Here is a 26,516-nt window from a genome sequence, read left to right as displayed (position 1 = left end):
GACAGGCCTAAGCTTTTACTTCCTTTTGCATGACATAATCGTTTAGAACATAATCATAATAAGGAATATCAATCGTTTCAATGACCTCAAAGCCCTGCTTTAAATAGAAATGGTAAGCAGGGTTATTTCTATTTACGTTCAATTCAAGAATCCCTTTACCCTTTAAGATGGTTTTTTCTGAAGCGAAGTCTATCAGCGCCTTTCCGAAACCTTTTCCTTGCACATTGGGCATCAAATAGAGCTTTTCAATACGTACACGATCCTCAAGAGTTTTCAAGGCAATAAATCCCTGGCCGATACCATCTTCTTTCAAAACATAAAAAAATTGGCCATTAACCATACTTTCTGCAAGTCCCTCAACGGTATAGCTTTTTTCGAGCATAAAGTCAATTTGATCCTGTGAAAGTATCTCTCCATAAGTAACAGGCCAAATACTATGCGCCATATTTGAAATGCTTCTGATATCGCTTTGTTCTGCCAATTCTATTGTTATCATGCAATCTTTTCTCCTATTAAAATGTATTTTATATGGGAAAATTTAAGGACAAATAAGCCGTCTTTTTCCATTTCGTATTCGTTGTCATTGTCATTGATCTTAATCAAGCCTTCGTGCGTGTTTTTTTCATCAGCATCAAGCCCCTCAATTCGGATTCTTTCCCCTGCAGGCTTCCATTTGGTGAAGCCCGTTGTTACAAAACAATAGCGTACGCCCTTCGTGATCAGCACAATATTAATCTGCTCCAGATAGGGCCGGTAATAAGCCACATCAAGCTGATCAGTCAGGATATTCACCGCTTTGTATTGATGTGCTATCAGGTATTCTATAGCCGTCTTTAGAAAATCATTATCATAGGAAATGATCTTTAAATTTTCCTGTGAATCGTTAATGGAGTTTTTTGTAAAAACGATATCGAACTTATAACCACGCGCATCCAATAAATCGATGGTTTCCGCCTCAATGACAATTGTGGGGCTCCATTCCAGCAACTGCCCCAAGCCCTCTTCGTCGATGAGGAAAAGGTCTTCAATCAGTAATGCAGGTTCCTGATTCTCTCGAACAATGTGATGAGATGACATATATAATTTAATAACCGAGCCTACGCAAGGTAATGTATGCCATCAACCCCGTACTAATCTCCAAAGAAGTCTCATCCACGTCAAAAGTCGGCGTATGGACAGCCGAAGAGATACCACGTGCTGCATTGCCTGTACCCAAACGATAGAAGCAAGCATTAATTTCTTGTGAATAATAGGAAAAATCCTCCGCGGCAGGCCATAGATCTAAGTCTACCACATTTTCCTTGCCGAGATATTCTTCCGCAAATGTCCGTGCACTTTTTGTCAATTGGGGCTCATTGATTAGAAAAGGATATCCCTTACGCACTTCAAATTCACAAGTCGCTCCCATACTTTCAGCAATGCTCACAGCAATCTTTACCATGCGCGCATGTGCTTCAGCACGCCACTCCTCATCAAATGTGCGAAACGTACCTTCCAGATAAACCTGATCGGGAATAATATTTGTAGCTCCGTTGGCCATAATCTTTCCGAAAGATAGCACAGTCGGTGTACGTGGATCTGCAAAACGACTAGCAATCTGCTGCAAAGCGGTAATGATCTGAGCTGTAATAACAATTGGATCAATATTTTGATGCGGGTGCGCACCATGCCCGCCCCTGCCTTTGACTGTCATAAACAGTTCATCGCAGGAAGCCATATATTTTCCCTCACGGAAACCAACCTTGCCTACCTCAATAAATGGCATCACATGCTGACCTATTATGGCTGAGGGGGCAGGATTCTGCAAAGCGCCCTCTTTGATCATTAAGGAAGCTCCTCCGGGCAAGCGCTCTTCGCCAGGCTGGAAGATCAATTTGATCGTTCCTCCAAATTCGGCTTTTAGGCTATTCAATATTTTAGCTGTCCCCAAAAGTGAGGAGGTATGTACATCATGGCCACAGGCATGCATCACTCCTGGGGTGTTGGAACCATATGAACGCCCCTCCACTTCTTGAATTGGTAAAGCATCCATATCTGCGCGCAACGCGATAACTTCATCTGAGGGTAGGTCACCTTTGATTAAAGCGACAATCCCCGTATCAGCTTTAGCCTCATAAGGAATTCCCAATTCATCCAATTGCTTTTTTACAAATGCCGAGGTATTGTATTCTTCGAAGGAAAGTTCAGGATTCTGATGAAGATGTCTACGGTTGGAAACCGTATCTTCAAAATATTGATGAGCTAAGGCCAGGACTTTTTCTTTCGTACTTGCCATAAGGTTGATTGATTTATTGATATACAAAAACGTTCTCTGAAAAAACAAAGACGTTGCTAAAATATTGACGTAACTCGCGCATGAAGGCATTTGCTTCAGAGCGACTTCTAAAATCACCTACCTTGACGCGATAATTGGGTTCATCATAGGTGATATAAGTATCAATATCTTTATACATGCTTCGGAAACGTGTCTGCTCCGAAAATGCCTGATTCCGATTCGATCCAGCAAAGATCTGTACACGGAATCCCCTTACTTTGACCCGCGTCGCCGCTGAGCGGACGATGGGTTTAGCAGGAACTACTGTCGCTTTGCTTTCGACAGGATTGATCCCCATAGCTGCCCTGAAATTTTGAAGCTGTGTAATCAATGAATCTTTGGTTACAATTACTCCACCTTTTTCTTGTGCGTTTACCTGAACTAGTGCAAACAACACAAGTGCATGTATGAAAATCAATCCTCTCTTCAGCATAGTTTAACCTTTCTTATCGATTAGTTATTTGCGCCGTGGCAATTTTTATATTTTTTTCCTGAACCACAAGGACATTCGTCATTGCGTCCAACAGTATTCTCGTTACGAACAGGTTCTTTTGGACCTTCATTCACATCCTCCTCACTCACACCTGTAGGCGAAGCCAATTCAGCTTTAGTTTCAATCGTTTTTACTGGAGCCTGCTGTACTTGTCTCGCTTGCATAGAAGTCGGTTCTTGACCAGGGATCTCTCCTTTGAAAATAAAGCTAACGACATCCTTATTCATTGAAGCCAACATCGATTTAAACAAATCAAATGCCTCCATTTTATAAATGATAATCGGATCCTTTTGTTCATAAACAGCATTTTGAACCGATTGTTTCAAATCATCCATTTCACGCAGGTGCTCTTTCCAAGCCTCATCGATTAATGCCAATACGATTCCTTTTTCAAAAGATTTGAAAACTTCTTTACCGTTGCTTTCGATGGCTTTTTTCAAATTCGCCGAAACTTGAATGCCACGGATACCATCCGTAAATGGAATAACGACATTTTCGACGATCTGACCTCTTTCCGCATACACATTATTCAATACAGGAACTGTCAAAGCACCAACGGCCTCAATTTTATGGTGGTAAGCGTTAATTGCATGCTCAAAAAGACGATCAGTCAAGCCTTCAATTTTACCCTGTGCAAATTCTTCTGCTGTAATTTCTGGTGTGATCGCAAAAATACGGATTACTTCGATTTGGAAATCTTCGTAATTACCTTGCTCTTTTGCTTCAACGACAATTTCTTCTGCAACATCAAAAATCATGTTGTTCAAATCCACGTCTAAACGTTCTCCAAACAAAGCATTTTTACGTTTCGAATAAATTACGGTACGTTGGGAGTTCATTACATCATCGTATTCCAATAGACGTTTACGGATACCGAAGTTATTCTCCTCCACTTTACGCTGTGCGCGTTCGATGGATTTGGTCAACATACTATGTTGCATCACCTCGCCCTCTTCAACACCCATTTTCACCATGATGTTAGAGATTCTCTCTGAAGCGAATAAGCGCATCAAGTTATCTTCCAAAGAAACGAAGAATTGCGAAGAACCTGGATCTCCCTGACGACCGGCACGACCACGTAACTGACGGTCAACACGACGAGATTCGTGTCTTTCGGTACCGATAATGGCAAGACCACCAGCTTTTTTAACTTCTTCGGTCAATTTAATATCCGTACCACGACCAGCCATATTCGTCGCGATGGTTACTTGTCCTGGGCGTCCAGCTTCAGCGACGATATCAGCTTCTTTTTGGTGTAACTTCGCATTTAATACGTTATGCTTGATCTTACGTAATTGAAGCATACGGCTCAATAACTCCGAAATTTCAACCGATGTGGTACCGACCAATACTGGCCGTCCCTGCTCTGTCAATCGTTGGATTTCTTCAGCTACAGCATTGTATTTTTCACGGGCCGTACGATAGATCAAATCTTGACGATCATCACGTTGGATTCCACGATTTGTCGGAATTTCTACGACATCCAATTTATAAATTTCCCAAAGCTCACCGGCCTCTGTCGACGCTGTACCCGTCATACCCGAAAGTTTGTGGTACATGCGGAAGTAATTTTGCAATGTAATCGTTGCGTAAGTTTGTGTCGCATCTTCTACTTTCACATTCTCCTTTGCTTCGATCGCCTGGTGCAAACCATCTGAGTAACGACGGCCATCCATGATACGACCTGTTTGCTCATCGACAATTTTCACTTTACCTTCATCAACGATATATTCAACATCATTTTCAAACAAGGTATATGCTTTTAACAACTGGTTGATCGAGTGGATACGCTCTGCTTTAATCGAATAATCGCGCAACATATCTTCTTTCTGAGCTGCCTTTTCTTCCAAAGTCAACGAAGACTTTTCAATTTCAGCAATCTCAGTACCAACATCCGGTAAAATAAAGAATGAAGGATCTTCGCCTGTTGCTGTAATCAACTCGATACCTTTTTCTGTCAATTCTACTTGGTTGTTCTTTTCATCAATCACAAAATAAAGTTCTGCATCTACTTTAGGCATATTTTTATTTTGCTCTTGCATATAGTAGTTTTCTACTTTTTGTAAGATCGAACGATTAGCGCCTTCGCTTAAGAACTTGATTAATGCTTTATTTTTAGGCAAACCTCTGTACGCTCTTAATAATGCCAAACCGCCGCCTTCAACGTCAGAATCACCTGCCGCCAGCGCTTTTTTAGCATCATTCAAGACGGTATTGATGTACGCTTTCTGTACATGCACCAAACGCTCGATACGTGGTTTTAATTGGTAGAATTCGTGTTGATCGCCACGAGGAATCGGACCTGAGATAATCAATGGTGTACGGGCATCATCAATCAATACGGAGTCAACCTCATCGACCATGGCAAAGTGTAATTTTCCTTGCACCAATGCGTCCGGAGTCTGAACCATATTATCACGTAGATAATCGAAACCAAACTCGTTATTCGTACCATATACGATATCCGATTGATAAGCTTTACGACGTTGCGGGGAATTCGGCTGATGTTTATCAATACAGTCAACAGATAGCCCATGGAACTCAAATAACGGAGCATTCCACTCCGAGTCACGACGAGCAAGGTAATCATTCACCGTTACAATGTGTACGCCTTGACCAGAAAGAGCATTTAGATAGGTCGGTAATGTTCCTACCAACGTTTTACCCTCACCGGTTGCCATCTCGGCAATTTTACCACTGTGCAATACAATACCACCGATTAATTGGACATCATAGTGTACCATGTTCCAAGTGACCTCAGTACCTGCAGCCATCCATTTGTTTTTCCAAATCGCCTTATCACCATTGATGATAACGTTTGATTTGTAAACAGCCAATTCTCTGTCAAAATCGTTGGCAGTAACTTCTAATTCTTCGTTTTCTGTCAAACGTCTTGAAGTTTCTTTTACCACGGCAAATGCCTCCGGCAAAATATCCTTCAATACCTCTTCCAACTTCTTGTCACGGTCTTTGGACAATTTGTCCACTTGCTCGTAAATAGAAGTTTTCTTTGCCATATCGTCCTCATCTTGATCCGCTTCTTTTTTAAGCGTGTCAATTTCTTGGTCAATATCGGCTAGGTAATTTTTAATTCTTTCTTTGAAATCAACGGTCTTGGCACGTAACTCGTCATTGGTTAGATTTGAAAGCTTCTCATATTCAGCTTTGATTTGGTCTACCACAGGCTGAATTCCCTTGATATCTCTCTCGGATTTACTTCCAAATAATTTACTTAAAAACTTTAACATAATTTTTTTTCTATCTCAACTTAAGATTTTGTACAATAATGACTCCAAAGTAAAATTGCAGACAATTTGACACTAATCGGGCAAATTTAGTTATTAGATATGATATCTAACAGCTTACATCCATTTTTTTTACGTTATTTTTATTGAAAATGTCAGTTCCTTACAGCCTGCAAGAATCCTCTACCTATTTATCCCCTTTTACGCCATCTTGACGTGAAGTTTTTCTGAGCAATATGAGCTTTAAACCGACAGTCAATTTATGATAAAAACAACTTACGGTCTGAATGCGGAATGAATCCCAGTTCCTGTGCCTTTTCAAACATCTTCGTAATTGCATCACGTCCTTCAAGCCCCAATGCTACTGAATATTTATTGACATAAAGTTCAATATGCTTGTACATCACCTCTTCACTCATTTCCTGTGCATGTGCACGAATGAATTCAAGCCCAGATTTCGGATTGGCAAATGCAAATTCTACACTTTCTTTCAAAATCGTATTCAACGTCTCCTTCACTTCTTGTGGCAGACTACGTTTTACGACAATTCCTCCAAGAGGAATCGGAAATTTTGTCGTCTTCTCCCAATACTCACCCAGATCCACCACCTTATGCAGTCCTTTTTCGGCATAGGTGAACCTATTTTCATGAATAATCAACCCTAAGTCGATGGATCCATCCAGTAAAGCTCCTTCAATATCCGAAAAAACAAGTTCTACTTTATTTTTTAATTCGGGGAATGCCAGGCTTAACAAAAAATTAGCCGTGGTATATTTCCCTGGATACCCTACTTTCAATTGATCAAACCCATCTAAACTTTCGGCCCGATCTAATTTTTGCTGCAGCAATTTTGCTAATTTCGGATCCTTCGTAATCAGCATAGGCCCTACACCAAATCCTAAAGCACTCCCTGCATCGAGCAACTCATAATCTTCAACAGCGTAGGCAAAGGCATGATAGCTCAGCTTGGTAATGTCAAGATCGCCTTGAAAAGCTTTCAGGTTCAAGGTCTCCACATCTTGATATTCCACCTCAAAATCCAGTCCTTTGGTATCTATCTTATGATGAATCAATGCATCAAAAATAAATGTATCGTTTGGACATGGAGAAAATCCTAATGTTAATTTCATGTTGTACAAAATTTTTCCCGTCGGTCAGATGGGGTTTATGAATTTTAATCAAACTGTAATTCTATGCGTGATCAGGTATAGTATCATAGCCAAAAAAGTACTTGCAATAATTCCTTTTCCCAGGTGATCTTTCCCCGATCGATACGCAAAACGTAAAAGCACTAAATTAACCAATACAGCTATAGTGTAGATGGCCATAGGCTTCTCGGGTAAAAAATGAAGTTCAAGATCCGTAAAACGTACTAAAATATAAGCCAATACTGGAGATACAGTACCGATACCCAATCCGATCCAGCTATTATTTTTCACGTTTATCGCCTCCCCTTGTATTTCCCAAATGATCAAAGCTCCATGAATTCAATTCTGGAATGGCGTGATGTGCCGTCATATCGAACTGTGTCGGAACGACAGATACATAACCATTGGCCAATGCAAAACTATCGGTATCTTCTCCTCTGTCCTGCAAGACAAATTTACCCGTTGTCCAATAATAATCACGATTGTGTGGATCAATACGTTCATCAAATTCTTCTACCCAATGTCCTCCTGCCTGTCGGCAAATTTTAATACCTTTAAAACCTGCTGTTTGGGGAAAATTAACATTCAGCAATGTATTTTTAGGGAGACCGTTAGCCAGCACCTGCTCGGCAATAGAAATCACGTAGGGTCTGCAATAGCTAAAATCCGCATCGTGAGAAAAATTATCAAGCGAAAACCCCACAGAAGGAATCCCTTCAATGGCCCCCTCTACCGCAGCAGACATCGTACCGGAATATAAAACATTGATTGAATTGTTGAGCCCATGATTGATCCCCGATACACATATATCAGGCTTTTGCCCTTTAAAAACTTTATTTACAGCAAGTTTTACACAATCTACTGGCGTTCCTGAACACTGGTACATTTCAACCCCTTCATATAAATTGATTTTATCCAAACGTAGTGGCCTACCAAGTGTAATGGCATGCCCCATTCCAGATTGTGCCGAATCAGGAGCAACGACAACTACATTTCCGATTTTCTGCATCTCTTCCAACAGCACCTTAATACCTGGCGCTGTAATACCGTCATCGTTAACAACTAAAATATTGGGTTTCATATGTAAATAATTTGCTTTTTAGATGGTCATAAGGGCCCCCCCAGTCCTCTCGGTCCGTGTTTATGCGTTTAGAATATGGGAATTTCTTCTTTACCATACACGAAGTTAGTAAATCTGAAACCGAGATGTAAATAATATTGACACAACAGGTAATTATTATCTGCAAAGGCCGCACATTAGGACGCCAAACAGTAAAAGCAACTGTGGAAAACAGCGGTTCAAACGAACACATGGAAGTTGGAAAAGAGCGATGAGATTTGGGCGCATCAAATGAGGATCAGATGGTGACCAAATTCGATATTTTGACAGTGTTTGTTCAGTGCTCGTTCAGTGCTTGTTCAGTGCTTGTTCAGTGATCATTCAGTGAACACTGAAGGAATACTGACTGATTACTGTTTAAAAATTGGTTAAAAACTGTTATTAGGTAGAATTTGGTCAAAGTATATTGCAATCATAATAACCATCTCGATTATCTTAAAGTTGCTACCGCTTTCGGAAAACCAACCGATCACTACGACATCGTTTGCGTAAGATTGTATCGCAATTGACAAATATTAGCCCTAAATTTAGCATTCAAACAAAAATAATAATTCAGTTATGAGCATTAATTTTGAATCCCGCTATGCAATAGGGCCAAAGGAATACAAAACTTTAGATACACAAGGATTAAGGGAGAATTTTCTAATTGAAACAGTTTTTGAAGCAGACAAAATTAATTTTGTCTATACCCACTACGATCGCTATATGGCCGGTGGAGCAATGCCTGTAAGCTCAAAAATCAAATTAGACACCATTCCCGCATTATTAAAAGAACCTTACTTCCTTTCTAGAAGAGAGTTGGGTATTATCAATGTCGGTGGGAACGGTCAAGTCGAAGTTGACGGCATTATTTATGATCTCAATACCAAAGAAGCCCTTTATATCGGTCAAGGTGCTCAGGAAGTTTATTTTTCAAGCCAGGGTGCTGCAAAACCAGCAAAATTCTATTTAAACTCTACACCTGCACATTGCAGCTATCCAACTAAAAAGGTAACGAAAGAAGATGCGAATAAACTAGAATTGGGTTCATTGGAAACTGCCAACCACCGTACGATCAACCAGATGTTATTGAACAAAGTGGTACAAACCTGCCAATTACAGATGGGCATGACTGAGTTAAAACCCGGATCTGTATGGAATACAATGCCATCCCACACCCACGATCGTCGTATGGAAGTCTATTTCTACTTTGAATTACCTGAAGGTCAGGCTGTATCACATTTTATGGGACCTATCGATGAAACCCGCCATATTTGGATACACAACGATCAGGCTGTAATTTCACCGCCATGGTCAATTCACTCAGGAGCTGGAACGTCCAATTATACATTTATATGGGGAATGGCAGGTGAAAATTTAGATTATGATGATATGGACAAATGTGCCATCACAGAATTGAAGTAATATGAAAAAAACACTCGTATTGAGTTTAGCGCTAGGGCTTTCAACACTTGCTTTTGCACAGAACAACAAAACCATTACTGTAAACAACTCTTCCGCTAGCGCAAGAACAGAGTTGATCAGTATCCCTTATACCACATTTGAAAAACACTTCGCATTAAAAAACAGTGTATTTACAATTGTGGATAAAGATAAAAAGGAACTGGCCTATCAAGTTGAAAAACTAGGAAAACCGACGGCACAAAATATTTTGATTCAAATAACCGTTGCTCCTAGAAGCTCAACAACCTTTGGGGTTAATGGAAATAAACCCGCAACTGTCACCCAAAAAACTTATGCGAGATACGTCCCTGAACGAAAAGATGACTTTGCTTGGGAAAACGATATTGCAGCTTTTAGAGCTTATGGTAAGGCCTTAGAAGGCAGCTCTGAGGACGCACAAGGTTTTGACTTCTGGGCAAAACGTAGCAATGATCTTATTGTTGACGAATGGTATAAAACTGGAGATTATCATGCCGATCATGGCAAAGGATTAGATTATTATTCCGTCGGACAAACCTTAGGCGTCGGCGATGCAACGCCATTCATTGATGAACAGGTCGTTTACCATAAGCATTATCGTCAATACGAGGTCTTGGACAATGGTCCGCTACGATCCACATTCAAACTTATTTATGAACCGGAGAATGTGAAGGGCCAACAGCTACAAGTTGAGAAAACGGTTTCTTTAGACGCTGGGAGTCAATTGAACAAGATAAGCTATTCCATCAAAAACACAACCTCAGCCGCTACGCCAATTGTTGTGGGTATCGCTAAAAGAAAAGAGGAAAAACCTCAAATTCTAAATGATGTAAAGAATGGCATTTTAGCCTATTGGGAGCCTGCAGAAGGAGATAAAATTACAGGAACAGCCGTTATTTTACCAAAAGTAAAGTATGTGTTCAAAGACAGTCCAAAACAATTTTTACTAGCAACCACCGTCAAAAATGATAAACCCTTAGTTTATTTTGCGGGTGCTGCGTTCAATAAAGCTGGCAAAATAGGGAATTTTGAGCAATGGCAGTCTTATGTAAAAACATTCAAAAACAATTTAGATCAACCATTAACAATAAAATATTCAAAATAATGTCCATACTGCAATCTTTTGACTTAAGTGGGAAAGTAGCCTTGGTAACAGGCTGCAAAAGAGGAATTGGCAAGGCAATTGCCGAAGCATTGGCTGAAGCTGGAGCAGATATTATAGGCGTTTCAGCGTCATTGGAAATTGAAGGCTCCGCAGTAGAAAAATCCGTAAAAGCATTAGGTAGAAATTTCTATGCCTATCAGTGTGATTTCGCCAAACGGACAGCGCTTTACGCGTTTATTGAAAAGGTAAAATCAGCGCATCCTGCGATTGATATCCTTTTTAATAATGCAGGAAACATCCTTCGAAAACCTGCCGCTGAGCATCCTGATGAATACTGGGATGAAATCATCGAAATCAATCAAAATGCACAGTTTATATTGACGCGCGAGATTGGAAAGGACATGATTTCACGTGGAACTGGAAAAATCGTATTTACAGCATCTTTATTAACTTTCCAAGGTGGTATCAATGTTCCAGGATATGCCGCTTCAAAAGGTGCCGTAGGATCCATGGTAAAGGCTTTTGCAAATGAGTGGGCTTCCAAAGGTGTCAACGTAAACGGGTTTGCTCCAGGATATATCGCTACAGATAATACCGAGGCTCTGAGAGACGATCCCGAACGCTCCAAGTCCATTTTGGACCGTATACCTGCAGGACGCTGGGGAACTCCAGAAGATTTTAAGGGGCCAGCAGTATTCCTTGCTTCAAAAGCTTCCGATTATGTTCATGGAACCATCCTAACAGTCGATGGTGGCTGGATGGGCAGATAGAAAATCAATCTTTACGATGAGTTTGTTTTAAAAGTCTTTATTCTCAGGAGTAAAGGCTTTTTTTACAATTCTAAACCCCAAATTACTAAAAGAGGCATTGGGACTCACAGAACCGATGTACACTGCATTGAAAGCGGCGCAGCTATTTTTACTACACCACCAGGAGCCTCCACGGGCATGTGCAATAGAGCGGTTGCCATCCCTTTCGAGCTTTCCGGTGCAAAATTCAAATACATTGCCAAAGATATCATACAGTCCCCATGGATTGGATTTGAATTTTCCGACCGGAGAAGTATAGAGATAACCATCGGAATAATCAGCTTTCAAATGATCTCTTCCATGCCATACATTTGCATAATCGCCCATATTCTCTTTACTGAAACCTTCAAAATAATAGCCTTCGCTTCCGGCTCTAGCTGCCACCTCCCACTCATCAAAAGATGGCAATCTACAATTTGCCCATGTACAATAGGCCAGTACATCTTTGTAAGAGATACAGGTAACTGGGTGGTCCATCTTTGCCGTAATTCCGCCACGACTTACACCATTCGGAAAGCGCCAATAGGCCGTACTATCCTGCAACCAGCGAAACTCCGCCAGGCCAGGCTCAAAGACCATGGCATTATGGTAGCGTTCTGCTAATGTCCTGTAGCCCGTTGCCTGAACAAATTTTTCAAATTCGGCATTCGTCAGCTCAAATCTCGAGATCCAGAACGATTCGATATGTACTGTTCTTTTGGGATTATCTAAGCTTGCTGTATCGCCCAAATGATAGTCTCCGGCTGGAATTTGGATATAGTTTCCAGCTTGGGCTTCACATTGGAGATGTAAAACAATCAATCCTATCAAATAGAGTAGTTTCCTCATTCTCCTTGCCGTTTGTTATAATACAAATTTGAAGTTTCGAATACTAAAAATCCAACTGCACTACTTGCTTTTTTTCTCATCGTAATATTTAAGCGCCCGACTAAAGATCAGCGCCTCATTTTCTTTGTTGTAATTTAGAAACGAATAATAATTACTGTCCTCTCCATACAACTTTTTAAATGAACTGGATTTTATAAATTCACTGTATTCACCCCGTTTCATCAGTAATAACAGCAACGTCAATGCATCTTTATCTTGTGGTGTTTTCTTGGCATAATCAACAATAAAAGGGATCATCTGCCAGCCATTAATCTCCACTATGGCATGCTTATAATTTACCCCCATCCGTTTGCTCCGGACAACAGATTCCTGAATAAGCTTCATCACTGAATCCCTATTTTCCTGCAAAAAATCAGTCTGTCTTTGCGACCACGAGGATTCATTAAAGCCGTCCAATAATGTAGCAAATATTTTTTTGTCGATCTGCGTCTGATACTCGGGTATAGCACAATTTTGCGCATATAGCTCGGCATGAATCATGGTATAGGTGAACTTTTCACGCAGCGTTAGCTTTTTAAAATCAACGGCTGAAATCGCATTTATTCCCGCATCTGTCGTTTCCTTATCTTCTTCAGGGATTATTTTTGAAATTAATGCTTTTACTTTATCCAAACCGTAAGGTGGTATGGTCATTTTGCTCCGCAGCTCAATAACGGCAGGATCCATAAAAAGACTATTGTCATCCGCACTATCCGTCTGTGCAAAACCGGTCCCCCAATACACGAAACACATAATCAATAAAACGAGCTTTCTCATAGTATACGAATTAATATATTTTTCTCTATCATAAACCTTCCCAACAATCCCAGAACTAAACTAAATACTCATGCTGTTATCCAAACAAACCTGATAGGCTAAAAAAACAGGTTCTCACGAATGATTGCTTTTCGGTCCAGGCTATTTTAATTATTCATTAACGATCGCCTTATTTGAGCTTAAAAGTGAAATATTATTCCTGCAAAAATTATTCCTTAATATTTTCTTGAGATGCCTACAAACAAAAATCCCCGGATTTAATAAAACCTGGGGACATTATGCTTTGTTTATTTCTGTCTATATCAAGAGTATAAACCTTTCTTATCGATAAATTCAATCACCTTTTTAGGGGTAAAGAATTGAATATTCTTTTTTTCCTTGATTGCATTTCGCAAAAAGGTAGAGGATAATTCCATTAGCGGAGTGTCTGTGACGGTGATTGCAGGATGATCTTTAAATTTTTCATTATCGAACCCCGGTCTTGGATAAACATAGATATTGTAATCACGCAAGATAATATCTGCATTTTTCCACTTCTCCAGCGATTCCAAATTGTCTTGTCCCATGAGTAGCACAAATTCCCGGTTTGGATATTTCTCGCTTAGATGCGTTAAGGTATCGATGGTATACGATGGTATGGGCAAATGGAATTCAATGTCACTTACCTTCAAATGATCACAGTCTTCCAAGGCCAGATTCAGCATTTCCAAACGGTCATAAGGATCTGCTAATGTGGATTTCTTTTTAAATGGATTCTGTGGCGAGACCACAAACCAAACTTCATCCAGCCCCGTAAAATTGGCCATATAGTTGGCTATAATCAGATGTCCTACGTGCACCGGATTAAAAGAACCAAAAAACAAACCAATCTTTCGCATGAACTTATTTATTGATAAATCCCATGACAATTTTTTCAGCTTCGGCACATGCTGTAGCTAAATCAAAATTGTTCAATATGACATCAAATTTATTGGCATAGGTAAGTTCCAGTTCTGCCTTGGCAAAACGCTCTTTCAGCTTTTCTTCTGAATCCGTTCCACGTCCTGTTAAACGCTCCTTAAGCACCTCCAAAGAAGGTGGTTGTACGAAAATAGAAATTGCCTGTTCTGGAAATTTTGACTTCAAACGTAACCCACCGACAACGTCGATGTCAAAAATAACATGTTTACCTTCTTTCCAAATACGTTCGATTTCTGAACGCAAAGTACCATAGAAAGTCCCTGAATATACTTCTTCAAATTCGATAAACTCCTGTTTTGCTACCTTATGTAAAAATTCTTCTTTCGACATAAAATAGTAGTCTTTTCCGTTCACCTCCTGCCCTCTTGGATCACGTGTACTTGCTGAGATGGAAAACTCAATCTTATCACCGTGTTTACTTAAAAGATCTCTTACTATTGTTGTTTTTCCCGCTCCAGATGGTGCCGAGAATATAATTAATTTACCGCTCATTCTTATAATACGTTGAGCAATTGCTCTTTTATTTTTTCCAATTCTTCTTTCATTCTGACCACAATCTGTTGAATGCCAGCATGGTTGGCTTTGGAGCCTAGGGTATTGATCTCCCGCCCCATTTCTTGTGAAATAAATCCCAGTTTCTTCCCATTTGAATCCGCGGAATCAAAAGCCTTTAAAAAGTAATTGCAATGGGCACGCAATCGGACTTTTTCTTCGGTCACATCCAATTTGTCAATGTAGTAAACCAGCTCCTGTTCAAATCGGTTTTGATCCACATTATCTTTACCCACCGTATCATTTAAAAACTGTTCAATACGCTGTCTGATCAAAGGAATACGTTCTACTTCTAAGGCCTCTACTTCTCCAAGATAAGTTAAAATAAGCTCTGCGCGCTTTTTTAAATCTCCTGCGAGCACATTGCCCTCATCTTCACGAAATATATTAAAACGTTTGACCGCATCATAGAAAGCATCCATCAATACTTTGGATTCTTCGTCATCAACCGAATCATCATTGTTGGTAATCACTTCAGGCATATTTAACGCCAGTTCAAACAGATTGACATTGGTATCGTTAAGTTCCAATGCGATCTGCTGCAATTGACTGTAATATTTTTTGAGTAAATCAGCATTAATAGAAGATGCCTTCGCTGTTTGATCCGTGTATTCAACCGTTACATTCATGTTAACTTTACCACGTTCAATAAGTTTACTGCTCTCAGTGCGCAGGGTCAATTCTTTGTCCGAAACAACTTTGGGCAAGCGAAGATTTAATTCAAGGAATTTTGAATTTAAGGACTTTATTTCGACACTATATTTAACTTTACCGTTATCAGCGGAAGCCGTGCCATATCCTGTCATGGATTTTATCATATGCAAAGGTATGACTTTTCGGTAAAAATTGAATACCCTGCGTCGATTAATTGCTGATACTCCCCAAATTACCTTTCACTTATTTACCAGTCGTGCTTGGCAATGATAACAACTAAATAACTTTCATAAGGTTTGGCGCCTTTACATTCGACGTAACCAATGCCGATATCGTATAGCGAAGCATTCCACTGATCCATGCCCAGTAAATGTGTGCGATGATGATAACCCGGAGCTTCCTTTCCAATAATTAGAGCCTTAATGGCAGCTGTAGCACTAGATCGGTTGGCCGCAATGGACTCAAAATTGTTTGCATTCCGTTTGGACAGCCATGCCGGGTTAAGTTTATACCCCGCCTCGTCAATGAAATAATTAGGCCCATAACCCTCAGGTGAAACATGGTCAAAATAGGAGCGCTTGGCCATATCTTTTGCACGATAAACTGCAACCTCCGCCAACTCCTTATTCCAATTGAGTTTGGTCCGTTTAATCTTCTGCAGGTTGAAGAGCTTCAGTTCTTTCTTATACCGTTCTGGATTTGTACGGATTTTGTTCAGTAATTCATAGGCCTCGGTCGCCTGGTGATGATCGACAACGATACGTTGGGCAAAAATAGACTGTGTAAAAAGCAGGGTAAATGCTAAAACCAAATAGTTCATACGTAAATAATATCTTCTTGAGTGAGTTTACGAGATATCCAAACTATCGTCTCCCCTTTGCTCTTATCAAGTACAAACTATATCTAACTGCATTATTTGTACTTTTTGATAGGGATATTTCGTATCAAACCTTTAACCTTAAAAGACTGTATTTAGTATGTAACGTTTAATCTTTTTTTGTTTTTGTCTGCGAAAAAAACTGTATAAACATGGGTATTAAGCTAATACAGATAACCGCCAAAATAACAAGGGAAAAATTATGCTTAAAAAATGGTATTTGTCCAAAATAATAGCCAGCCAAAATAAATAACGAAACCCATAATATGCCCCCAAGTATATTATATTTTCCGAAGGTTGTATAGGGCATTCGGCCAATGCCCGCCACAAATGGTGCAAAGGTCCTGACAATCGGTACAAATCGGGCATAAACAATAGTCCTTGTCCCATGTTTAGCATAGAACTCTTGTGTTTTTTGCAGATAAGCCGGTTTAAATAATCTTGATCCAGGCTTAAAAACTCGAAATCCAAGATATTTGCCAATTTCATAATTTACAAAATCACCGGAGACAGCGGCAAAAATAAGAACGACTATAAATAATGGTAAAGAAAGTTGGCAATCCGGACGGGCAATGATTGCACCCAAGGCAAATAAAACGGAGTCACCAGGTAGGAATGGGGTAACAACAAATCCTGTCTCCGCAAAAATGATTAAAAACAAAATCAGATAAGTCCAATTTTCATAACTATTGATCAGTTGCAAAAGATGCTGATCGATATGCAGGATAAAATCAATAAGCTGTGAAATGAGTTCCATTTTTTTGATCTATAAAAAAAGGGAATCTTATTGGATTCCCTTTTTAGTTTTTATCTTTTCCTTTACAAGCTCGAAGATTATCGGCAATATGGATATAAAAATAATAATCAATACGACCTTCGAGAAGTTATCTCTTATAATAGGAATATTTCCTAAAAAGTACCCTGCTAGGGTTACACCCCCCACCCACAAGAGCGCACCTACGACATTATAGGTAATGAAAGTACCATAATTCATCCTTCCAATACCACCCACGAAAGGCGCCAAGGTACGTACGATCGGTACAAAGCGAGCGATAACAATTGTTTTACTGCCATATTTCTCATAAAAAGAATGTGTTTTGGCAATTTGCTCATCTTTGACAACCTGCTTACCAAAGAGCTTAAATTTTGTAAGGCGCATACCAAAGTGTTTACCGATAGCATAGTTTAAGGAATCCCCAGACACCGCGGCTACCAATAAAATGAGAATCATCAACCATACGTTAAGATCATTGGGTTGTGCGGCTAACATACCAGCGGCAAACAACAACGAATCCCCTGGTAAAAAAGGCATTACAACCACTCCTGTTTCCACAAAAATGATGAGAAACAGAATAAGGTATGTCCAAGTCTGATAATCATTGACTATTTCAACCAAATGTTTATCGATATGGAGTACAAAGTCAATAAGATGCGTAATTATTTCCAAAGCGAAAAGACGATTAAGCGTTGTTTAACATAACCGGCATTACCAACATCAAAATATCTTCATGATCTTCAGATACCGCCGGAATCAACAAACCAGCACGATTTGGTGTACTCATCTCCAAAACAACTTCTTCGCTCTCCAGGTTATTCAACATCTCGACTAAGAATTTAGCATTAAAACCAATTTCCATATCGTCCCCTTCAAATTGACAGGATAAACGTTCATGTGCTTCATTCGAAAAATCAAGATCTTCTGCAGAAATATGCAATTCACTACCTGAGATCTTCAAACGAACCTGATGTGTGGTTTTATTAGCGAAAATCACCACCCGTCTCAATGTATTTAAAAACAATAGTCTATCGACAGTCAACTTATTTGGATTGACTTGAGGAATTACAGCAGCATAATCTGGGTAACGTTCGTCAATCAACCGACAGATCAAATTGATATTACCAAAGCTAAAGAATGCATTGGTTTGATTATATTCAATAGATACTGTAATATCATCGGATGGCAATGAAGATTTAAGTAAAGAAAGTGCTTTTTTCGGTAAAATAAGGGATGCAGGTTTTTCCGCTCCGATATCCGTTCTTGAATAACGCACTAACTTGTGTGCATCAGTGGAGACAAAAGTCACGTTCTTTTCGGCTAATTGAACCAAAACACCAGACATCGCAGGTCTCAACTCGTCATTACTGACAGCAAAGATCGTCTTACTGATTGCTTCAGACAAAATAGGCGCAGGCATCTGAATAACTGAACCATTATCAATTGAAGGAATTTTAGGAAAATCGTCAGCATTCTCTCCACTCAATTTATATTTTCCATCACCGGCACTGATCTCAATAGCCAAGGTATTCATGTCTACTGAAAATGCTACGGGTTGATCTGGCAAAGTTTTTAATGTCTCGATCAAAATCTTCGACGGCATGGCTACTCTTCCCTCTTCCTTTGCTTCGATCTGTAAAGAAGTAACCATACTTGTTTGCAGATCCGTAGCAGAAATAGTCAAGTTATTGTCTTTTATTTCAAAAAGAAAGTTTTCCAAGATTGGCAAAACAGTACTTGTACTGGATGCACCATTGATAGCTTGTAACTGCTTTAATAAAATTGATGTTGATACAATGAATCTCATTTCCTGAATACTAATTATTATGTGCAATAATACACAAATTAATCAATATTTTTCAGTTTTATGGGCGCCTTTCTTTCCACATCTGGCGATTTCAATCGCTCAAATAAGCAATTGTATTTCAATTAATAAGCACAGCGCCAAAAGTATAGAAAGCAAATTGGGCCCAATAAATCACAATATTTATTACATTTGTATAATAGCAGTACTGTATGCAGTTTAAAGAGATCATTGGGCACAAAGACATCAAGGAACATTTAGTTCGCACAGTTCAAGAAAACCGTGTGAGTCACGCGCAATTATTTCTTGGTCCTGAGGGCTCAGGCAGCCTTGCACTTGCTTATGCTTATGCACAGTTTTTGAATTGTGAAAACCGGCAATTGACAGACAGTTGTGGCGAATGTCCATCGTGTCGAAAATATAGCAAACTGATCCACCCTGATCTTCACATGTCGTATCCTTTTATAGCCAAGCATAAGGAAGATACAGCAACAGATTATGCGGACAGCTGGAGAAAATCTTTTCTATCCAATCCTTACATGGGATTGGAGTATTGGCGCAATCAATTGGATGCGGACAACAAACAGGTGAATATCAATATTGCCGAAGCGCATGGTATCATCAAAAAATTAAGCCTAAAGTCCTTTGAAGCGGAATATAAAGTTTTAATTATGTGGTTGCCCGAATACTTGGACACACAAGGCAATGCGCTGTTAAAGTTAATCGAAGAACCACCCGAAAAAACGCTCTTTATTCTAGTTGCAGAAAATCAGGACAAAATATTAAATACGATCATATCACGTACGCAATTGGTCAAAATAAAGAAGTTGGATCACATGGAGGTCGCACAACATCTCAAGAGCGTATATCATCTTTCGGATCAGGAATCAGCTGAAATTGCGTTTATAGCGGATGGAAACCTGCAAGAAGCCATGAATCAAATTCAATCGCAAACAAATAATCATTTTGGCATTTTAGTCAATTGGTTGCGTTTCATTGTTTCAGATGCTGGAACCAATATGATCTCGTTAGTGGAAGAAGAACTCTCAAAAATGGGGCGAGAAAACCAAAAAAGCTTTCTTTTTTATGCAATTAATATGATGCGTCAAATTATATTAATCAAAGAAGGGCTTTCCAGTTTAGTGTTCTTACCGGCCAAAGAATTGGATTTTGTTCAGAAATTTGCAGTACACTATACCGTTGAACAAATTGAAGCAACAATAAATCTATTTGAGGAAACACATTATTTTGTAGAAAGAAATGCAAATCCCAAAATATTATTTTTAGATTTATCTTTGCAGTTAACATTAATATACAAGTACAAAACGTTTCCGAAAGGAACTCAATATATATAAATAGAAAACTATGGGATGTGGCAGTTGCTCATCCGGCGGAGGTTGCGGTACTACCACGACAAATGGTACACCGGCAGGATGTCAGAACAATGGCTCTTGCATGACTAGCGGATGTAATAAATTAGATGTATATGACTGGCTTTCCGATATGGATATGCCTTCAAACTATAAACCATTTAATATCGTCGAAGTACGATTCAAGGGATCACGAAAAGATTTCTTTATTAATGTAGACAATACCTACCTGGAAATGGGGGAAATGGTGGTCGTAGAACCTTCTACCGGTGGCTATGATGTCGGACATGTCTCCTTAACGGGTGAATTGGTCAGACTACAATTAAAAAAGAACAATGTTACCCCAGAAATGGTAACTAAAAAAATCTATCGGAAGCCCAATGAAATGGATGTAGAGAAGTATAACGCAGCAAAAGATCTCGAATGGGAAACGATGCACAAAGCCCGTAAACTGGCTTTGGACCTGGGTTTGTCCATGAAGATTTCTGATGTTGACTACCAGGGTGATAAAACCAAGGCTACCTTCTACTACACGGCTGAGGGTCGCGTGGACTTTCGTGAGCTTATCAAAAAAATGGCCGAAGCTTTCAGGATTCGCATTGAAATGCGCCAGATAGGTATGCGACAAGAAGCTAGCCGACTCGGCGGAATCGGTTCCTGTGGGCGCGAACTTTGCTGTTCAACTTGGTTAACAGATTTTAAGACGGTGTCTACATCGGCAGCACGTTATCAAAATCTTTCGTTGAATACGCTAAAGTTAGCGGGCCAATGCGGAAAATTAAAATGCTGTCTCAATTATGAATTGGATAGCTACATGGATGCTTTAAAAGACATCCCGAATAATATCGACCGCATCGAAACACAAAAAGGAGTTGCTTATCTTCAAAAGACCGATATCTTCAAGAAAATGATGTGGTTCTCTTTTCCTGGAGCCGAAAACTGGATCGCCATCCCCGTTCTGCAAGTTAAAGAGCTTGTCGAAATGAATAAGCAGGGGATCAAACCGGAAGCGATTTCGAGTGCAGTAGATAACGATGAAGTCAGAGAGGAGAAAAATATCAATTACGATTACGAAAATGTAGTCGGACAAGATAGCTTAACACGACTCGATGATCGAAATAAAAGAAAGAAAAAAAGAAAATCCAAAAGCAACACAGTCAAACCGGAAAATAAGGCTGGACAAAAAACTGAGAGGTCCGAACCAAATCCACCCAAACAAGGAGGAAGACCTCAGGTAGCAAACGATTCTTCAGCATCTACGGTGAATAAAGACAATAAAGAGGGTGCTAGTAAACCGAAGAAACGTTTCAACCGCCATCGGAATAAAAACAAAGGTAATAACAACAATACTGCTCCAAAAGCAGAGTAAAATAAAATATGCCTAATTTTAATCCATTAGGCATATTCTTTTTATAAATAAACATGAGACTCAAACGCACAGCATTCCACATTGGTATATTATGTATTTGCATAGGGGGTTCTTGTGAACAGACTTCCATTATAAATAATAACAAACCCATTGATAATAAAGCTTGGTTGAATACATCGCCGCCTAGCTTTCAATTTCATATTAGTGATAAAACCAAACGATATGATGTATTAATGGATGTCCGTCATACACCGGAATATGCCTTTTCGAACCTTTTTATCCTAATCTACCAACGTGGTCCAGATAAGAAGCAATCTATTTTCCGCAAAGAAATAAAAATGGCTCGATCCGATGGAAAATGGCTCGGAAAATCCTCAGGGAGCTTATATAATAACCAATCCATAATCCATAAAGATTACCTATTTCCGGATACAGGTATGTATACTATTTCCATCATGCAGAATATGAAAGAAAATCCGTTGAAAGAAATCACCGACGTCGGACTAACGGTTATTCCAAAATGATTGCTTTTTTACGTTATCTATTATTCCCCTTTTCGATCCTATACGGCTTAATCGTATGGCTGAGAAATAGACTATACGATTTCAAGCTACTCAGCTCAAAGTCATTTGAAATTCCCACGATTGTAATCGGTAACCTTTCTGTCGGAGGTACAGGAAAAAGCCCAATGACTGAATTTGTTGTTTCGAGCCTCAAAGATCAGTATAAAACAGCAATACTTAGTCGAGGCTATGGACGGGTGACTAGCGGATTTCATTTGGTAAAGACCGATTCACTAGCAAACAATGTTGGCGATGAACCCTTACAATTCAAAAATAAATTTCCATCAGTTACCGTTGCGGTTTGTGAAGATCGCTGCACGGGAATAGAAAAACTTCAATCAGATCATCAACTGATTATTCTGGATGATGCTTATCAACATCGAAAATTATCGCCGCTTTTTAATATTCTATTGTTTGATTTTTTATCATTTGCTAGTCCCATGTTTGTTTTTCCTACAGGAAACTTTAGGGACTTACTTATTGAAGCCAAACGGGCGCAGATTATAACGATTACCAAATGCCCAATAGATCTCTCGAACCATGATAAAATGCGTATAGAACACAAAATCAGACGCTATAATAAGAACGCATTAATTACTTTTAGCCATATAAATTACTTTCAAGCCATTGACAGCGTCGGAACTACGATCGATTTCAACGACAGCGATGTTATTTTGGTTACAGGCATTGCCAAACCGCAACCGCTCGTGGATTATATCAAAAAGAAGGCAAATTTAGTCAAACATCTATCTTTTGGAGATCATCATACTTTTAGTGAATCGGATATTGAACAAATTACAGAATCCTACCTAAGCCTGGCTAGTACTAACAAAATGCTATTGACTACTGAAAAAGATTTTCAGCGGTTGAAGCCATTTAAACAGCAATTAGCGGCTATTGATTTGGTCTATCTTCCGATCGGCCTACAATTTCATGATCCCATTCATAAAGAACTATTCATTAAAACGGTCCATAATGCAGTAGCTCAAAGTGTTAATCAACCTTAAATTTTGTTAAGATAAGTTTCTATACTAAACTTTTTCCTCAAATTTATATTCAATACGTAACGAAATGACTTAAAAGTCTTTTCGGTCCATGGGAATTGGACAATAAACAAATAGAATGCACAATTACAACGATTGGCATTCATGATATAAACTATACAAAGATGAAAAAGAAAATTTTAATGGCAGTAACCTGTTTATTATTAAGCGCTACAGGAGTTTTTGCGCAACAACGTCAACAACGCAGTCCTGAGGAACAAGCTAAAATGCGTGTAGAGCATCTTGACAAATTACTAAGCCTCAATCAAACACAAAAGGATTCGATCTATAACCTTACATTGACCCAAGCGCAACAACGGGCTGCTCTTCGAAACGATGGCGGAGATCGCAAGGCAAATATGGAAAAATTCAAACAGCTTCAGGAAATACAAACAGCTAAGATCAAATCTTGGCTTAGTCCCGAACAAGGTAAGTTATTTGACGAACAACAAGAAAAAATGAAGGAAAGAATGTCTAAACGTTCCGATAATTAATGATTAAGTACTTTTAAAGAAATGCTCTTGTACATAAAACAAGAGCATTTCTTATTTCTTCACATTGATCTTGTCTACAATACTACTTTACCTGCAATTCCTAATCAATGCAGTATATTTTAATCGCCAAGAGGTGATCGCGCCGAACAAGATATCCGGCACCGGATAAACCGTTGTTACCTTGTTTATCCTAAAAAAATCAACAAATTGTTTTACAACCTGTTAACACGTTACTCTGTGTTAAAAATTTGTTAAAGTAACAACTTTAATACAATATAAATACCAATTCCAAGTTTTATAGTAAAACAGTTTAATTGTAACTTTTTAAATACAATAGATATGAAAAAGCTAATTTTAACAGGAATCGGATTCTTTTTAGCCTTCAGCCTAACATTTGCGCAACAGGGTACTCCGGAGGAAACTGCGGCAAAAGCAACAACTGAACTTGTTCAGAAACTGAATCTGAATGATGAGCAAAAGACTGCAGTATCAACTATATTATTGGATCAGGCAAAAACCGAGCAAACGATAACAAAAGATAGTAGCTCTTCTGCTGAAGTAAAAAATGAAGCACTAAATAAGCTTCAAAGCGAGGTAGACGCCAAAGTCAGCCAGTTGCTAACCGAGGATCAAAAAGCACTTTACCAAAAAATAATTGCTGAGAGACCGGCGAAATCAGCCCCCGGGGCAAAGCAACCAGTAACAACTGACCCCACGCGTTAATAGTGAAACAAATAGAGAATAGACATTGAATAATTTCATCTAAAATTAAACATCATGAAAAAGCTATTTTTAACAGGTATAGGTTTCTTTCTAGCAATGAGCCTTACATTTGCACAACAAACAACACCAGAAGAGAATGCAACCAAAGTGGTGACTGAATTAGTGACAAAGCTAACATTAAACGAAGAGCAAAAAACAGCTGTGTCAACCATCGTATTAAACCAAGAAAAGGCTATTGCGGCGGTTATCCAGGACGCGACAGCTACAGCTGATGCCAAAAAGGAAAGCATAACCAAAATTCAAGGTGAATCCGATACTAAGATAGCACAACTGCTCACTGATGAACAAAAGACAGCTTATCAGAAATATGTCACAGACAGACCCCCAGTAAGTATTCCTGCGACTCAAGAAAAAACTGAACAAAACGAATCCGACAACGGACAGAGCAATCAATAACAACAATCGTTCTATTAAGAATGAAAAAACCTCTGGATATAGATTATTTCCAGAGGTTTTTTAATACCTTACAAGAGCTTAAATGCATTAAAAAAGGGCTATCCAATCATCTTGGACAGCCCCTTTTGTTTACTGCTTACGGTAATTGACATTAAGATTTCAATTTTTTCATAATGTCACTTACATAAGTCTTAAATTTCTTGTCAGTTTCAATTAAATCCTCTACGGTTTGACATGCATAAATGACTGTCGAGTGGTCTCTTCCTCCGAAGAAAGCTCCGATCGATTTTAGTGAAGATTTGGTATGAGCTTTTGCTAAATACATCGAAATTTGCCTGGCCTGCACGATTTCACGCTTCCTAACTTTCGACTTTACCATATCTACAGGAACTTCAAAATATTCACAAACTAATTTCTGAATAAAGTCCATTGAAATTTCCTTATGGGTATTCTTCACAAAGTTCTTCAACATCGATTTTGCTAAACCCAAATCGATCTCTTTCTTGTTCAATGTAGATTGAGCCAATAATGAAACCATAGCTCCTTCCAATTCACGAACACTGTTATCGATTTGTGTTGCGACATATTCCACTACATTTTCAGGTAAATCAATACCGTCAGAATACATCTTCTTCTTCAAAATTGCCATTCTCGTCTCAAGATCAGGAATCTGAATATCTGCAGATAATCCCCATTTAAAACGACTAAGCAAACGTTCCTCCAAACCAGCTAAATCCTTAGGCGCCTTGTCTGAAGTTAAAATAATCTGCTTTCCAGATTGATGCAAATGATTAAAAATATGGAAGAAAATATCCTGTGTTTTTTCTTTACCAGCAAAATTATGCACATCATCCATAATGATGACATCCATTGCTTGATAAAAGTTAACGAAGTCGTTGATTGTGTTATTTTTCAATGAATCCACAAACTGTTGACAGAATTTTTCACAAGACACATAAATGACCAGTTTATCGGGAAGATTTCTCTTGATTTCATTTCCGATTGCTTGGGCAAGGTGTGTCTTTCCTAAACCAACATCACCATAAATCATCAAAGGGTTGAATGAAGTACCACCCGGTTTATTCGCCACAGCATATCCTGCAGAACGAGCAAGACGGTTACACTCACCTTCGATAAAATTTTCGAATGTATAGTTTTGATTCAATTGCGGATCAACCTGCAATTTTTTCAATCCAGGAATAACAAACGGATTTTTGATATCCCTATTTAAAGATACCGGCACAGGGATAGATTGCCTTTTCCCTTCTGCTCCATTGCCATTCGATGGAAGATTAGTCGTATAAGGATGAGAAGCTGAAGACTTCTCCACTACAATATTGTATTCCAATCTACCTTGTTCTCCTAGGAATTTCTTTACGGTCTTGCGAAGAATTCCTACATAGTGTTCTTCCAACCACTCATAAAAAAATAAGCTAGGCACTTGAATAGTCAAAACGTCACCCTCCAAACGGACTGCTTTCACAGGTTCAAACCAGGTCTTGAAACTTTGTGCTGGTATATTATCTTTGATAATCGAAAGACAATTATTCCAGACACTTGAATACGTTTTTTCCAT

The 26,516-nt window shown here is 39.0% G+C and carries 28 protein-coding genes; 10 read left to right on the top strand and 18 right to left on the bottom strand.

All coding sequences use genetic code 11. The features are described 5' to 3' along the window. Window positions 1-7: 7 nt before the first annotated feature. The 8 genes from AAH582_RS00140 to surE all read right to left on the bottom strand — a co-directional run bounded on the left by AAH582_RS00140 (window position 8) and on the right by surE (window position 8,281). Entirely contained in the window at window positions 8-496 is a 489-nt protein-coding gene (locus AAH582_RS00140; protein WP_343320874.1) for a GNAT family N-acetyltransferase, read from the bottom strand. Further along, the gene (locus AAH582_RS00135; RefSeq protein WP_343320873.1) at window positions 493-1,077 is read right to left on the bottom strand and encodes a thiamine diphosphokinase; all 585 of its coding nucleotides are present in this window, start codon (window positions 1,075-1,077) and stop codon (window positions 493-495) included. The genes AAH582_RS00140 and AAH582_RS00135 overlap by 4 nt, the downstream gene beginning before the upstream one ends. A gap of 7 nt (window positions 1,078-1,084) precedes the next feature. After that, entirely contained in the window at window positions 1,085-2,275 is a 1,191-nt protein-coding gene (locus tag AAH582_RS00130; protein ID WP_112375450.1) for a M20 metallopeptidase family protein, read from the bottom strand. Window positions 2,276-2,288: 13 nt separating this feature from the next. Then, on the bottom strand, window positions 2,289-2,747 hold the full coding sequence (locus AAH582_RS00125) for an SPOR domain-containing protein (RefSeq protein WP_046672580.1): 459 nt from the start codon (window positions 2,745-2,747) through the stop codon (window positions 2,289-2,291). A gap of 20 nt (window positions 2,748-2,767) precedes the next feature. Beyond that, window positions 2,768-6,055, bottom strand: a complete 3,288-nt coding sequence (secA, locus tag AAH582_RS00120) for a preprotein translocase subunit SecA (RefSeq protein ID WP_112375175.1) — start codon at window positions 6,053-6,055, stop codon at window positions 2,768-2,770. Between the two features lie 257 nt (window positions 6,056-6,312). Continuing rightward, on the bottom strand, window positions 6,313-7,182 hold the full coding sequence (locus AAH582_RS00115; protein WP_070562601.1) for a menaquinone biosynthesis family protein: 870 nt from the start codon (window positions 7,180-7,182) through the stop codon (window positions 6,313-6,315). A 48-nt stretch (window positions 7,183-7,230) separates the two neighbouring features. Then, the gene (locus AAH582_RS00110) at window positions 7,231-7,491 is read right to left on the bottom strand and encodes a hypothetical protein (protein WP_046672577.1); all 261 of its coding nucleotides are present in this window, start codon (window positions 7,489-7,491) and stop codon (window positions 7,231-7,233) included. After that, window positions 7,481-8,281: a 5'/3'-nucleotidase SurE gene (gene surE / locus AAH582_RS00105; protein ID WP_046672576.1), complete on the bottom strand. Its 801-nt coding sequence runs from the start codon at window positions 8,279-8,281 to the stop codon at window positions 7,481-7,483. Before surE ends, AAH582_RS00110 begins: the two co-directional genes overlap by 11 nt. 597 nt (window positions 8,282-8,878) lie before the next feature. Between surE and kduI the strand changes: the two genes are divergently transcribed. Genes kduI through AAH582_RS00090 form a run of 3 tightly spaced genes read left to right on the top strand, consistent with a single transcriptional unit; the run spans window position 8,879 to window position 11,617 of the window. After that, the gene (gene kduI, locus AAH582_RS00100; protein ID WP_343320872.1) at window positions 8,879-9,724 is read left to right on the top strand and encodes a 5-dehydro-4-deoxy-D-glucuronate isomerase; all 846 of its coding nucleotides are present in this window, start codon (window positions 8,879-8,881) and stop codon (window positions 9,722-9,724) included. A gap of 1 nt (window position 9,725) precedes the next feature. Then, entirely contained in the window at window positions 9,726-10,847 is a 1,122-nt protein-coding gene (locus AAH582_RS00095; RefSeq protein ID WP_046672574.1) for a DUF4861 family protein, read from the top strand. Between the two features lie 5 nt (window positions 10,848-10,852). After that, on the top strand, window positions 10,853-11,617 hold the full coding sequence (locus AAH582_RS00090; protein ID WP_172462444.1) for an SDR family oxidoreductase: 765 nt from the start codon (window positions 10,853-10,855) through the stop codon (window positions 11,615-11,617). Between the two features lie 27 nt (window positions 11,618-11,644). On the opposite strand, the gene AAH582_RS00085 is transcribed toward AAH582_RS00090, so the two are convergent. The 9 genes from AAH582_RS00085 to dnaN form a co-directional block, all read right to left on the bottom strand. After that, window positions 11,645-12,484 carry an SUMF1/EgtB/PvdO family nonheme iron enzyme gene (locus AAH582_RS00085; RefSeq protein ID WP_343320871.1) on the bottom strand — a complete coding sequence of 280 codons (840 nt, stop codon included), beginning with the start codon at window positions 12,482-12,484 and terminating at the stop codon, window positions 11,645-11,647. Between the two features lie 60 nt (window positions 12,485-12,544). Then, window positions 12,545-13,300 carry a hypothetical protein gene (locus AAH582_RS00080; RefSeq protein ID WP_343320870.1) on the bottom strand — a complete coding sequence of 252 codons (756 nt, stop codon included), beginning with the start codon at window positions 13,298-13,300 and terminating at the stop codon, window positions 12,545-12,547. A gap of 302 nt (window positions 13,301-13,602) precedes the next feature. Next, on the bottom strand, window positions 13,603-14,178 hold the full coding sequence (gene nadD, locus AAH582_RS00075) for a nicotinate (nicotinamide) nucleotide adenylyltransferase (protein ID WP_343320869.1): 576 nt from the start codon (window positions 14,176-14,178) through the stop codon (window positions 13,603-13,605). Window positions 14,179-14,182: 4 nt separating this feature from the next. Next, complete coding sequence (gmk, locus tag AAH582_RS00070) at window positions 14,183-14,752, bottom strand: guanylate kinase (protein WP_046672570.1); 570 nt, start codon at window positions 14,750-14,752, stop codon at window positions 14,183-14,185. A gap of 2 nt (window positions 14,753-14,754) precedes the next feature. Beyond that, the gene (locus AAH582_RS00065) at window positions 14,755-15,630 is read right to left on the bottom strand and encodes a YicC/YloC family endoribonuclease (protein WP_084823085.1); all 876 of its coding nucleotides are present in this window, start codon (window positions 15,628-15,630) and stop codon (window positions 14,755-14,757) included. 83 nt (window positions 15,631-15,713) lie between these two features. Beyond that, window positions 15,714-16,286: a CAP domain-containing protein gene (locus AAH582_RS00060; RefSeq protein ID WP_046672568.1), complete on the bottom strand. Its 573-nt coding sequence runs from the start codon at window positions 16,284-16,286 to the stop codon at window positions 15,714-15,716. A 166-nt stretch (window positions 16,287-16,452) separates the two neighbouring features. Next, window positions 16,453-17,100, bottom strand: coding sequence for a DedA family protein (locus AAH582_RS00055; protein WP_343320868.1), 648 nt, complete (start codon window positions 17,098-17,100; stop codon window positions 16,453-16,455). 27 nt (window positions 17,101-17,127) lie between these two features. Beyond that, complete coding sequence (locus tag AAH582_RS00050) at window positions 17,128-17,790, bottom strand: DedA family protein (protein ID WP_046672566.1); 663 nt, start codon at window positions 17,788-17,790, stop codon at window positions 17,128-17,130. Between the two features lie 13 nt (window positions 17,791-17,803). Then, on the bottom strand, window positions 17,804-18,925 hold the full coding sequence (gene dnaN, locus AAH582_RS00045; protein ID WP_046672565.1) for a DNA polymerase III subunit beta: 1,122 nt from the start codon (window positions 18,923-18,925) through the stop codon (window positions 17,804-17,806). Window positions 18,926-19,134: 209 nt separating this feature from the next. Here dnaN and AAH582_RS00040 point away from each other — a divergent pair, with 209 nt between their 5' ends. The 7 genes from AAH582_RS00040 (at window position 19,135) to AAH582_RS00010 (ending at window position 24,940) form a co-directional block, all read left to right on the top strand. After that, window positions 19,135-20,277, top strand: coding sequence for an ATP-binding protein (locus tag AAH582_RS00040; RefSeq protein ID WP_070562628.1), 1,143 nt, complete (start codon window positions 19,135-19,137; stop codon window positions 20,275-20,277). Between the two features lie 10 nt (window positions 20,278-20,287). Beyond that, complete coding sequence (locus AAH582_RS00035; RefSeq protein WP_343320867.1) at window positions 20,288-21,661, top strand: PSP1 domain-containing protein; 1,374 nt, start codon at window positions 20,288-20,290, stop codon at window positions 21,659-21,661. 53 nt (window positions 21,662-21,714) lie between these two features. Further along, window positions 21,715-22,185: a gliding motility lipoprotein GldH gene (locus AAH582_RS00030; RefSeq protein ID WP_343320866.1), complete on the top strand. Its 471-nt coding sequence runs from the start codon at window positions 21,715-21,717 to the stop codon at window positions 22,183-22,185. Further along, window positions 22,182-23,231, top strand: coding sequence for a tetraacyldisaccharide 4'-kinase (lpxK, locus tag AAH582_RS00025; RefSeq protein ID WP_343320865.1), 1,050 nt, complete (start codon window positions 22,182-22,184; stop codon window positions 23,229-23,231). The genes AAH582_RS00030 and lpxK overlap by 4 nt, the downstream gene beginning before the upstream one ends. Before the next feature lie 161 nt (window positions 23,232-23,392). Next, the gene (locus tag AAH582_RS00020) at window positions 23,393-23,761 is read left to right on the top strand and encodes a hypothetical protein (protein ID WP_343320864.1); all 369 of its coding nucleotides are present in this window, start codon (window positions 23,393-23,395) and stop codon (window positions 23,759-23,761) included. A gap of 339 nt (window positions 23,762-24,100) precedes the next feature. After that, window positions 24,101-24,484 carry a hypothetical protein gene (locus AAH582_RS00015; protein ID WP_343320863.1) on the top strand — a complete coding sequence of 128 codons (384 nt, stop codon included), beginning with the start codon at window positions 24,101-24,103 and terminating at the stop codon, window positions 24,482-24,484. A gap of 54 nt (window positions 24,485-24,538) precedes the next feature. Then, window positions 24,539-24,940 (top strand): hypothetical protein, encoded by a 402-nt coding sequence (locus AAH582_RS00010; protein WP_343320862.1) that lies wholly within the window; start codon window positions 24,539-24,541, stop codon window positions 24,938-24,940. Between the two features lie 151 nt (window positions 24,941-25,091). Here AAH582_RS00010 and dnaA read toward each other — a convergent pair whose 3' ends face one another. Beyond that, the gene (gene dnaA / locus AAH582_RS00005; protein WP_046672557.1) at window positions 25,092-26,516 is read right to left on the bottom strand and encodes a chromosomal replication initiator protein DnaA; all 1,425 of its coding nucleotides are present in this window, start codon (window positions 26,514-26,516) and stop codon (window positions 25,092-25,094) included.

The sequence above is a fragment of the Sphingobacterium multivorum genome (assembly GCF_039511225.1).
Taxonomy (GTDB): domain Bacteria; phylum Bacteroidota; class Bacteroidia; order Sphingobacteriales; family Sphingobacteriaceae; genus Sphingobacterium.
Note: the sequence above shows the minus strand (reverse complement) of the source record. Positions and strands in the feature narration are given on the sequence as shown.